Below are 13002 nucleotides of genomic sequence, written 5' to 3'. Positions count from 1 at the left end.
CGCAAAACATGGTTTTGAGGTTGTAGATGAAACTGACGAAGTCAGCTCAAAACATGGTTTTGAGGTTGTAGATGAAACTGACGAAGTCAGTAACCATACCTACGGCAAGGCGAAGCTGACGTGGTTTGAAGAGATTTTCGAAGAGTATTAAATAAAAATTATTGTATGTTGTTGCCCTTAACTTGGAATGATAAGGGAATAACTAGAAAGATTTGTGAATATAGACTATTTCTGATATACTAAATATACAGTAATAATGAATGATGGGAGATGGGATGGAAGAATTTCAATTTGAGAGAAAGCAGCGTTTTTCTTTGAGGAAATATGCAATAGGAGCTTGCTCGGTCTTGCTAGGAACGAGTTTATTTTTTGCTGGTATGGGTGCTCAGCCTGTACAGGCTACCGAAACGAGTTCAACACTAATTTCAAGTCATTATTTGGATGAGCAGGATTTACCTGAAAAGCTAAAATCTGAGTTGCAATTGTTTGAGGAAAATAAGATTGAGGTAAAAGAGGGAAAAGAATACTACTTTATCTATCGAAAATTGGCTACAAGATTACCAGAAACAGGTCTGTTTTCTAATGATGGGATGTTTATCTTGGGAGCAGGATTATTATTGCTTTCCTTCACTTTAATCAAGAGAAAAAGGGGAGCGTCTTACTTCCTTGTGACAGTCTTTGCTGTTGGTGGTTGGGGAGCATCCATCTCTGCTTTAGAAAATTTGGTAGAATTGCAACCAGCCCTTGTTAAGAGAGTAGAAGGTCAGTTTCTACCAAGTCCTGAAAGAGTCCAAGGATACGAATTTACGGGATATTATTTGGTAAGAGATAGTAGTAACAAGGAACTTACTGTTGATAAGGTAGAGTCGCCAGCATTATCTCAAAAGGAGGAAAGTTCAGAACCTCAATCTAAGAAGATTGTACCACAGACTGCATCTCATTTTAGCTCGACTGAAGACCTTGTGCAATCTCCTCAACCATCCTACGCAGTTGAGAAAATTGTTGAAGCTCCTGATGAAATTGTGCCTATAGGGCCTAAGGAAGAAGTTGCAGGAAATCCCCAAGGAGAACAACCGAAAGCAGAAAATAATAGTGATTATAAAACAAGTCCTGAGGAAGGCGTGTTAAATGCCACAGTAGAGAAACCAGAATTGCTAGTCACTACAGAGGAGGTTGCTTTCCAAACGATAGAACAAGAAGATGCAACCTTAGCTAAAGGGCAAACTAAAGTTGTTCAAGAAGGCGTTGTTGGTGAACGCACCACCTATACGGAAGTCACTATCGTTAACGGGGAAAAATCTAGCAAAGTTATAGAAAATATAATCACAAAAGAACCGGTGAACAAGGTGATTGCAGTTGGGACTAAGGAAGAAGTTGAACCCAAATCTGAGGAAAGTAGACCAGTTCAACCTGAAAAAACTCCAATAGTAGAGAATGAAACAGAGAAAAAACCAGCTGATGGAATAGGACAACCAGGACCAGGAGCAGAAGAAACGCCGGGTACAGAAGCAACACCAGGAGAGAAACAAACACCTGACAAACCCAAAGCCGAGCCGAAGCAACCAGAACCAGCAATCCCAGCCGTGGAATCAGGGGGTGAGGAAAATCAAACTCATGCCCCACAAGGTACTGAGTCTAATCAACCATCTAAAGAAACTGCTGAGACCAAAGATTCTGAACCAGCAATCCCAGCCGTGGAATCAGGGGGCGAGGAGAATCAAACTCATGTCCAACAAGGTACTGAGTCTAAGCCACCATCTAAAGAAACTGCTGAGACCAAAGATTCTGAACCAGCAACCCCAGCCGTGGAATCAGGACGCGAAGAAGATCAATCTCTTGCGGAACAAAAGGGTGAGGAGAAACAGCTGGAGAATTCAGTTGAGGGGGTAAAAGATGTTGGTGAATCTGCCCCACAAGGTACTGAGTCCCAGCCACCATCTAAAGTAGCTGCTGAGACCAAAGATTCTGAGCCAGAAAGCCCAGCCATGGAATCAGGGGGCGAGGAAAATCAAACTCTTGCCCCACAAGGTACTGAGTCCCAGCCACCATCTAAAGTAGCTGCTGAGACCAAAGATTCTGAGCCAGAAAGCCCAGCCATGGAATCAGGGGGCGAGGAGAATCAAACTCTTGCCCCACAAGGTACTGAGTCTAATCATCCATCTAAAGCAACTGCTGAGACCAAAGATTCTGAACCAGCAAGCCCAGCCGTGGAATCAGGGGGTGAGGAAAATCAAACTCATGCCCCACAAGGTACTGAGTCTAAGCAACCCTCTAAAGAAACTGCTGAGACCAAAGATTCTGAGCCAGAAAGCCCAGCCATGGAATCAGGGGGCGAGGAGAATCAAACTCTTGCCCAACAAGATACTGAGTCCAATCAACCATCTAAAGAAACTGCTGAGACCAAAGATTCTGAACCAGCAACCCCAGCCGTGGAATCAGGACGCGAAGAAGATCAATCTCCTGCGGAACAAAAGGGTGAGGAGAACCAGCTGGAGAATCCAGTTGAGGGGGTAAAGGATGTTGGTGAGTCTGCCCCACAAGAAACCCAAAAACAACCAGAACAAACGGCTCCATCTCCAGAGGTCAACCCAAGTCAAGGAAACGAACCAGAATCAGCTGTTCAGCCTGAACCCTTATCTCCCCAAGAACAGTCAGATTCACAAGTGCAACCAACTGTCCCAAGTCCAGTAACGAAAGAAAAAGTATTGGAATATAAAACAACATATAAAGCTTCACCAGCCTTAAATTACAAAGAGCAACGAGTAGAAGTAACAGGCGAAAATGGTAAGGAAGTGACAACTACTTCTTACAGTTTTGATGAAAGTACTAGGAAAATAGTAGAAAACACTTCAACAAAGATAGAAAAACATCCAGTAGATAGAGTTGTTAAGGTTGGAAATGTAGAAGAAACAACCTCAACAACCAAAAGAGGTGAACAGTTTGTTGCGGATGAGTCACTTGATAAAGGTGTCAAAGAAGTCAGAAATCAAGGTCAGGACGAAGAAACGACAACAATAAAAGTTTACAAAGTAAATGAACAAACAGGAGACTTGACTGAGCCAGATGTAACGACAAAAGTCGCTAAGCCAATGCAAGCGAAAATAACGGCAGTAGGAACTAAGTCTAAGGTTGAAATAAAGGATACTCCGTTTGAAACACGATATGTAGCAGATGAGACGCTAAGTTATAAGGAAAAAGTAGAAACACCAGGTGAAAAAGGGCGTACAGTATCAACTACAACATACACAGTAAATCAAGAAACAGGAGCTATCTCAGAAGAAACTACAACAGAAAACACTCCAGCTAAAGGCAAAGTAGTAAAAGTTGGAAATGTAGAAAAGATCGTGTCACCTATAGAAATCACCGAGTTGAGAAAAGATAACCCTGAACTTCCAAAAGGAAAAGAAGAGGTTGAAGATGCAGGTGAGCAAGGGGAAACAACCGTCACTAAAACTTATGAAGTTAATCCGGAGACAGGAGAGTTAACAAATCCAATTGAGAAAACTGAAATAACTAAAGCTATGCGACAAAAAGTAATCTTGGTTGGTACTAAAGAAGACACTCAACTTCCTCAGACAAAAGTAGAGACCAAAGTCGTTCCTTATGAAACCATTTATGAAAAGAATGAAGCACTAGACCACGGCGTTACAAGAGTGAAAATTCCGGGTGTTGAGGGACAAGAACAAGTTACTACTACCTATACTAAAGATCAAGCAAGTGGAAATATTTCTGAGAATAAAACTGTCAAAATAGTAGTTAATAAAGTTGATCAAGTTGTAGAAGTTGGAACTAAACCGAGTGTTGAAACTACTGTCCTATCTCATAAAACGATCTACCAGGTGAATCCTGCTTTGGAGTTCAGACAAGAGAAAGTAGCGGTTGCAGGGCGTGATGGTTCGGTGGAAACTAGGACGACTTATCAACTAGACCAGGCAACAGGTCAGGTGACGGTATCTGACACCACTAGACAAGTAAATCCAGCAGTCGATAAAGTGATTCAAGTTGGTAATGTGGAAAAAGTAATACAACCGATTGCTGTTACTGAGGAACGAAGAGAGGATTCTTCTCTTGCTAAAAAGATGGAAAAGGTAGCCTCTGAAGGAGAAGTTGGTGAGAATACACTGACCAGAACCTACGCTATCAATGAACAAACTGGTGAATTGGTTAATCCTCGAGAAGTGAGTCAAATAACAAAACCAATGAAACCGAGAGTTGTTTTAGTTGGTAGTCAGGAGGATAAACCACACATCCTTCCAACAAATAGTGAGAGAGAAGATGCTGTGGATGTGTCTGCTCTGACCACAAGCGCGAGGTCAGTAGACTTCTTACATGACAGTAAACTAAAAGCACAGTTGGAGCCTGTCTATGATCCTCGAGATATTATAACAAGGAGAATTGCGCTCAGAAAAACACACCCAAATATCACTGACCAAGAGGTCAAAGATATGTTGCGCATAGAGTATCTTCAAAAACTGTCAATCCAAGAAAGCTTTGATCAGACGAAGAGGCAAGCTGAGTCAAGTTTCAAAAAGATTGCCTCGCATACATTAGGAATTATAGGAGATACCCCTAAAAATCGCAGCAAGGTCAAACAAGAGCTGGAGCAATACAAAGAGCAGATTTTGTTGGGACTGTCTTATATCAATCGTTTTTATAATATTCAATTTGGGGACACGAATATTCGTGATATTCTGGCCTTTAATCCAAGTTCATTTGGCAATAAGACAATGACAGCCTTGGCTAGTTTGAAAAAATTAGGATCCATGTCTTATGAAGAGATGAAATTGACCAATAGTCCTCAAACATTTACAAAATATTTATCTACCATTACAGGTAAGGCTAGCTTGAAGGAATTTTTAGACAGCAATCGCCAACTCTTTACGTCAGATGATGCGGATACTTGGCTTAAAAAATCTAGCCAAGCTATGATTGTTGAAAAATCATCTAAGGAAAATCCTTCAGCGCATGTCGGGCTGTATAGCAAGTTGACAGCTGGGGAAAAGGATCCTCGTAAACAAGAGGCTAATATGGCTGCTATTTTGGGACTTTTGAATGTGAAAGAACCAAATGTTTATGTGATTAGTAATATGGCGACGATTACTTACGGTAATATTGGTTCCTATATAGATACTTCTCTCGCCCAGTCTAATCCAACTAAGTACCAGGCTGAGCTTGCTAGAGTCAAGTCTTTAATTGAAAAGGCGGCTGTACAACAAGCCAACTATGTTGATACTCTTTATCGTATAACAAAACCAGAAAATCGTGATAAGTTGCTGACAAATCGCTTGATTATTGATACGATGAAGAAATATACAAGTAATCCGAATGCCCAGATTGATAGCACTTGGTCACCAGCTGCTGGTAGTGGAGCTGATAAGGGGGTCGACCAGTTTATGACTCCTATGAATTACTATTCTCCAGTAAGTAAGGTGGGAGCTGAGGCTAATGGATTAGGTGTCCGTTACTTTATAGATAGAGTTCTGGATGATAGAGGTTCAGCGACTTATTCTCATGAAATGACGCACTTACTAGATAGAACGGTCTTGTTTAATAATCACGGTCGTCGAGATGGTACAGCCGCAGAGTTTTATGCGCGTGGTATTTTTGAAAACTCCTATAATCCAGAAAAGGATACTTATTTCAATCTCAACTTTGTATATGATGAGAGTGATAAGGATGGATTTTACAATAAGACACCTGATCGATTTAAAACGGCAGAAGATTTGAAATCTTACATGAAGGGAAGTTTTGATGTCCTTTATACTCTAGATTATCTAGAAGCTGAGGCAACGAAAAATCTAACTGATGAAGAAAAAACTAAATATTTCAAGAAAATAGTTCCGATTAGTTCACCATTTAGAAGATGGATAGATTACCGTAATACAGCAGTTAAACCGACTCATAAGAGTGAGGAGATTCAAGCTCTGACCTTAGAAGATGCCAAAAAATTGACAGGTATTGATAGTTTGATTGACAATCATATCCTGGTCAATCGTTATATCATTGCTGGTTTTAAGGATAAAGATAAAATTGCACCAAATGGTTACTATACCGTTGATATGTTTGATACCATTTATGGTGTTAGTCAAAATGACTCTGGTATGAGTGGGGACATCACCTTTAGAAAACAAGCCTTTGAACTTATGGGTGCTCTAGGATATTATGAGGGATTCGTACCTTATGTATCGAATCAGTTTAAAGTAGAAGCAGAAGCGGCAGGAAAACCATTATCCGATAAGTATATTTTTGAAAAAATTCTAGGAAAATCTTACGCAGCTTTCAAAAAAGAGCAAATAACTGAGCGTGTTGAGAAATTAGGTAAGTTAAAACTAATTACTATAAATTACAATGGAAAAGAAGAAGTGATTGATAGTAAAGAAAAATTACAAGAGCTTATGAATAAAGCTGTTTTAGCTGAACTAGCCCAGATAAAAGCAGGCAATACCACGGCTAAAAAGTTTGAGTTTATCGAAACCCCAGTTCAAAAACTGAAAAAAGCGATTTATAAAGCTTATCTCAAAGATTCAGATGACTTTAGACAGTCGATTTACAATAGTTAAGACAAAAGGGACATCTCTCTGGAATGAACATTCAGAGAGGTGTTTTTTGCTCTCTTGTAAGGTTTGACCTTATTTCTTGAAAATGACAGTTTGCTTGAACATGGAGTGATGTTCAGACTTTTCCACAAATTATAGAATCTTTTCTGAGGATTTAGGGAGTGATGGAGGAAGCCTTGAAAGCGCTTTTGTTTTGTGCTATAGTCAAGTCAATAGACTTGTTTAACGAGGAATGCTTGTATGAGAAGAGAAGAAGTTTTACGGAATCACTGGTTTTTTAGTCAAGAGGTGGGGAAAGAAGAGGCCTTGGCCCCGGATTTTCAGAGGGAAAATTGGCAGGCTATTCAAGTGCCACATGACTGGAGTATTTACAATGATTTTGACCAGTATTCGCCAGCGCAAAATGAGGGTGGTCAGTTAAACGGGGGTCAAGCCTGGTATCGGACGCAGTTTTACTTGGAAGAAGATGCCAGTCTTGTATCGGTGCGTTTGCTCTTTGACGGGGTTTACATGAATGCCCAAGTCTATATCAACGGGCAAGTGCTGGGCTATTATCCCAATGGCTATACACCCTTTTCTTATGATATCACGCCTTATCTAAGAAATGATGGGACGGCCAACCAGCTTGCGGTTTTTGTGGAAAATCAGCAACCTAGCAGTCGTTGGTATTCGGGTAGTGGTATCTACCGAGAAGTAAAATTGTTGATTACAGATGCAGTTCATCTGGATTTATATGGGATTAAGATAGAAAGTCCCAAGCTAAAGGAACAAAGAGCTGGGTGGGTGGAAACTCAGCTTACAAGTAAGGTTTCAAATGATGGGCCTCAGTCCGTGTCGGTGTATTTAGAACAGAGTATCTGGTATGATGGGCAGCAGCTGTCAGACTGGCAGGAGACAGACTCTCTAGTGATTGAGTCTGGGGACAAATATTCTTTCCAACAAGCCATATCAATTTTTCAACCCTTGCTTTGGGATATTGATTCCCCTCACCTTTACCAATTGAAGACTCGTCTTTACAAAAATGGCATTTTGGTTGATGAAGAAGAGGAGACCTTTGGTTACCGTTATATGGATTGGCAAGCGGATAAGGGTTTCTTTCTAAATGGCCACTGGTTGAAGATTCATGGGGTGTGTTTGCACCATGACTACGGAGCGCTGGGAGCTGTGGAAAACAGGTCAGCTGCTGAGAGACGATTGCGCCAGATGAAGGAAATGGGCGTCAATGCGATCCGAATCACCCATAATCCAGCTAGTAGTATCTTGCTGGATGTGGCTGCCAAAATGGGGCTACTCATCCAAGAAGAAGCCTTTGATACCTGGTATGGAGGCAAGAAAGAATATGACTATGGTCGCTTTTTTGAGGAAGAAGCGACTCATCCAGAAGCGAAAGCAGGCGATTTCTGGTCAGATTACGATTTGCGAACTATGATCCAGCGTGGCAAGAATAATCCAGCGATTTTTATGTGGTCCTTGGGAAACGAAGTCAGCGAAGCAAATGGAGATGCTCATTCATTGAAGACGATCAAACGCTTGCTAGAAAGGGTCAAGGAAGTGGATGAGAGTCGTTTTGTGACCATGGGAATGGATCAATTCCGCTTTGGCGATGGTTCTGGAGGTCATGAAAAGATAGCCAATTTGCTGGATGTGGTGGGCTTAAATTACTCGGAAGATAATATTGACGGGATTCGCAAAAGACATCCTAAGTGGCAACTTTATGGGTCTGAAACCTCATCGGCTACCCGAACGCGTGATAGCTATTTTCGCCCAGCTAAGGAATGGGTTGGGGATAATCGCCGCGTGCGGAATTTTGAACAGTCAGACTATGGAAATGATCGAGTTCCTTGGGGGAAGACAGCGACGGCTTCTTGGATAGCAGATAGAAATCGGCTAGACTATGCGGGTCAGTTTATTTGGACAGGAGTGGACTATATTGGTGAGCCCACTCCTTGGCACAATCAAAATGACATGCCTGTAAAGAGTTCCTATTTTGGGCTTGTGGATACGGCAGGGATTCCTAAAAATGACTATTATTTCTATCAAAGTCAGTGGTTGGACCTAGATCAGTATCCCATGGTTCATATCCTACCTCACTGGAATTGGGAAATCCACAAGAGTTATCAACAAGTTGTGGATAAGTATGGGGATATCCTTGTTCGAGTGTATTCAAATGCTGGTTCAGTAGAGCTATTTCTCAATGGAAAATCTCAAGGTAGGAAGACCTTTCAGGAGAAATGGACTTCAGATGGCAGAAAATACCAAGAGGGAGAAGGTTCTGACCAACTCTATCTCGAATGGCCTTTGGCTTATCAACCGGGAGAATTGCGTGCTGTGGCCTATGACTGTCAAGGTCAGCTTGTGGCAGAAGATAAGGTGGTGACTGCAGGTAAGCCAGCCCAAATCGGCTTACATGCCGAGAAAACACAACTGGAGCCAGATGGGCAAGATCTCCTCTATCTTTATTTTGATGTATTGGACCAAGCTGGAAATTGGGTGCCGACTGCTTCCAATCAGCTTCATTTTAAAATTGAAGGCCCTGCTCGTATTGTAGGTGTGGATAATGGTAGGCAGGCCAGTCGTGAACGTTACCAAGCCCAGAAAAATGCTCGGTTTCAGAGGAAAGCCTTTCATGGCAGAGGTGTACTTTTGGTTCAGAGCTTGGAGCAGGCAGGTCGAGTGAGAGTAAAAGCCAGTGCTAGAGGGCTAGAGCCAGCAAGTTTTGATCTTTTAGTGGGAGAGACTTTTGATTGCCAGCTAGTGAAAAATCAGCGCTTATTTGAGATTCGAGTGGACAAGCAGTCAGGATTACAAGAAGGGGATTCCCCAGCCATTGGACTTTATCCACAAACTGTGGATAACCCTGTGAACAAGGTGGGGAATAGTGAAGTGATTTGGGAGACGAGTGGTAGTGCCCACGCCATTATCAAGCAGGGAGTGCTTCATTGCTTGTCTGCAGGGGACTTGGCTATCAGTGCTATTTATCAAGGAAAGACCTATCAAATACATCTGCAGGTGGCAGAAAATACCTCACTAGGGCAAGCAGTTTCTGTACGACCACTTCGCTTATATACAGCTAAGGGAACTTATCCACAGCTTCCATCTTCAGTTTTGGTGGACTATGAGTCTGGTAGTGCAAAACGAGTCAAGGTTGTCTGGGAGGAAATTCCTAAAGAAGATTTGGAAAAATTTCATGAATTTACTGTATATGGCCAGCTAGAAGGGCTGGATTTAAAGGTTTCTGCTCAGATTTGTGTCCAAGGGATTTGCGCTATTGAGCCTGAAAGGGTTTGGACGCTTGTCAAGGAAGTCCCACATTTACCAGACCGAGTCAAGCTAGTCTTATCAGATGGCAGACGAGATACGGCCAAGGTGACTTGGGATGAACTCGAACCTCAAGTCTATGCTCAGGTAGGAGAAAGTGTGCTCACAGGACAAGTAGCGGGCTGTGAGTTGCCAGCAACAGTCACCATTCATGTGACAGATGCCAGTGTAGATGGGGAAGTCATTTCCAATCAGTGGACAGGATCCAACCTGCCTCTGGTATTTGCTTCCCACTCAGAGCCTAATCACCCAGTCTCTTACCTCAATGACAAGGTCATTTCTCGGAAGAAATCGACAGCCAATACTTGGATTGCCAAGTCAGAGCAAGCCAATGTCGGCATTCTTTTTGGAGATGCAGGGATTTTAAAACCGCGATTTGTGGATAATGTGACCTTGTATTATGTCGAAAATCAAGACTACGTGGCGGTGGATCCTACCCATATCGATTATTATGTAGGGAATGAGCCTAGCTTGCCTCGGACTCCCAATCATTTGGACAAGGATTCTCTGCTCAAACAAGAGGAGAATTGGCGCCCTGTATCAGCTATCCGAAAAGTGTCAAGTGACAAGGATGAGGAGCTTCGTTTTGAATTTGACAAGGTGGAAACCTATGCCCTTCGTCTTCGATTTGAAAACTTGGCAAGCCCCCTAGCCTTAACAGAATTGCAAGTGTATGCCAAAAAAGTAAAGAAAAATGTAGATAGGAAGTAGTATGGTAAGAGCAATAAAACCGCATGGCCCCTTGCCTAGTCAGGCCCAGTTAGCGTATTTAGAGGATGAACTAGCAGCCTTTATCCATTTTGGGCCTAATACCTTTTATGACCAGGAATGGGGGACAGGTCAGGAGGATCCTGAACACTTTAACCCGACACAGTTAGATGCGCGTGAGTGGATTCGCGTGCTCAAGGAAACGGGCTTTAAGAAGTTGATTTTGGTGGTCAAGCACCACGATGGCTTTGTCCTCTATCCGACGGCTCACACAGATTATTCGGTTAAGGCCAGTCCTTGGAGGGATGGAGAGGGGGACTTGCTCCTTGAAGTATCTCAAGCTGCTACAGAATTTGATATGGATATGGGGGTCTACCTGTCACCCTGGGATGCCCACAGCCCGCTCTATCATGTGAACCGAGAAGCGGACTATAATGCCTATTATCTGGCTCAGCTGAAGGAGATTTTATCAAATCCTGCTTATGGAAATGGAGGGAAATTTGCTGAGGTCTGGATGGATGGTGCCAGAGGAGAGGGTGCTCAAAAGATCAATTATGAATTTGAAAAATGGTTTGAAACCATTCGTGACCTGCAGGGAGATTGCTTAATTTTTTCAACAGAAGGCACCAGTATCCGCTGGATTGGCAATGAACGAGGATATGCTGGTGATCCCCTGTGGCAAAAGGTGAATCCTGATAAACTAGGGACAGAAGCAGAGTTGGACTATCTTCAACATGGGGATCCCTCGGGTACGATTTTTTCAATCGGTGAGGCAGATGTTTCCATCCGGCCGGGTTGGTTTTACCATGAAGATCAGGATCCTAAGTCTCTTGAGGAGTTGGTCGAGATTTATTTTCACTCGGTAGGGAGGGGCATGCCTCTCTTGCTCAATATTCCGCCGAATCAAGATGGGCTCTTTGATGGAAAGGATATTGAACGCCTCTATGAATTTGCGGCTTATCGCAATGAGCTCTATAAAGAAGATTTGGCTCTGGGAGCTAAGGTATCTGGTCCAGCTCTTTCCGCAGACTTTGCTTGTCATCATCTGACAGATGGCCTTGAGACCAGTTCTTGGGCAAGCGATGTAGGCTTGCCTATCCAGTTAGAACTCGACTTGGGAGCGCCTAAAACTTTTGATGTAATTGAGTTAAGAGAAGATTTGAAGCTAGGGCAACGAATCGCTGCTTTTCATGTGCAAGTAGAGGTGGATGGTGTCTGGCAGGAATTTGGCAGGGGCTTCACAGTTGGTCATAAGCGCCTCTTGCGAGGGCCGATAGTAGAGGCACAGAAGGTGCGCGTGATGATTACAGAGTCACAGGATTTACCTGTACTGACCAAGATTTCCCTCTATAAAACTCCTAGCTTATCAAAAAAAGAAGTTGTTCAGGGATTAGCATTTGCAGAAAAAAGCCTAGCTGTGGCAAAGGGAGAGACTCTTCATTTTAGGATTGAACGTAGCGAAAGTAGTACTCCTTTGGAAGCTAAGATTTCGATTCAACCGGGGACAGGTGTCCATGGTGTCGCCTATCAGGACGAGATTCAAGTCCTTCAATTCCAAACTGGAGAAAGCAAAAAAGATTTGTGCATACCAACCCTGTATTTTGTTGCTGATAAGACCTTAGATTTCTATCTAAATCTGATTGTTAATGGACAGTTGGTTGATCAAGCTCATATTTTAGTTGAAACGAGATAAAATATCTTTACAATTCATTTCTTTTCCGAATAAATAGATAGTAGCAGTAAATCTAGTAAACCTAGATTTAAAACTATGGTATAATAAAAGGAGGAAATGGATGATTTTAAGACATCCGGGCATTAGCCCAACTAATGACTTGGTTGCTAAGAAAATTTTCAGCAACCCAGAAATCACTTGTCAGTTTATTCGCGATATGCTGGACTTGCCAGCTAAAAATGTGACCATTTTGGAGGGAAGCAACATTCACGTCTTGCCTTCCCTGCCGTACTCGGCACAGGATTTCTATACCAGTATAGATGTTTTAGCTGAACTAGATAATGGTACTCAAGTAATCATTGAGATTCAAGTCCATCATCAGAATTTTTTCATCAATCGCCTGTGGGCTTATCTGTGCAGTCAGGTCAATCAAAACCTAGAAAAAATCCGCCAGCAAGAAGGAAATACTCACCAGAGCTACAAACACATTGCACCAGTATACGCTATCGCAATTGTGGACAGCAATTACTTTTCAGATGACCTAGCTTTTCATAGTTTTAGTATGCGCGAGGATACGACAGGTGAGGTTTTAACCATCACCAATAATGGACAAGAAAATCATCTGGTTAAGATGGCGTTCTTGGAACTAAAAAAATACAGAGAAACCAGCAAAGACGAGGTTCGCAAGCCGTGGTTGGAGTTTTTTGGTAATAAGCCCTTTACTCAGGAACCCGAGCGAGCCATCAG

The 13002-nt window shown here is 42.4% G+C and carries 4 protein-coding genes; all 4 read left to right on the top strand.

Annotated elements, in window-relative coordinates; all coding sequences use genetic code 11:
• Nucleotides 1-275: 275 nt before the first annotated feature.
• Entirely contained in the window at nucleotides 276-6560 is a 6285-nt protein-coding gene (locus HT699_RS07470) for a ZmpA/ZmpB/ZmpC family metallo-endopeptidase (RefSeq protein WP_172934224.1), read from the top strand.
• 237 nt (nucleotides 6561-6797) lie between these two features.
• Nucleotides 6798-10586 (top strand): sugar-binding domain-containing protein, encoded by a 3789-nt coding sequence (locus tag HT699_RS07465; protein WP_172934223.1) that lies wholly within the window; start codon nucleotides 6798-6800, stop codon nucleotides 10584-10586.
• Between the two features lies 1 nt (nucleotide 10587).
• Nucleotides 10588-12276 (top strand): alpha-L-fucosidase, encoded by a 1689-nt coding sequence (locus HT699_RS07460; RefSeq protein WP_138699466.1) that lies wholly within the window; start codon nucleotides 10588-10590, stop codon nucleotides 12274-12276.
• 100 nt (nucleotides 12277-12376) lie between these two features.
• Nucleotides 12377-13002 (top strand): Rpn family recombination-promoting nuclease/putative transposase (locus tag HT699_RS07455; protein ID WP_240149886.1); only part of this gene is annotated, 626 nt, incomplete at its 3' end.

The organism is Streptococcus sp. 1055, from assembly GCF_013276815.1.
Lineage (GTDB): Bacteria > Bacillota > Bacilli > Lactobacillales > Streptococcaceae > Streptococcus > Streptococcus pseudopneumoniae.
This window is presented reverse-complemented; position numbering and strand designations above follow the sequence as displayed.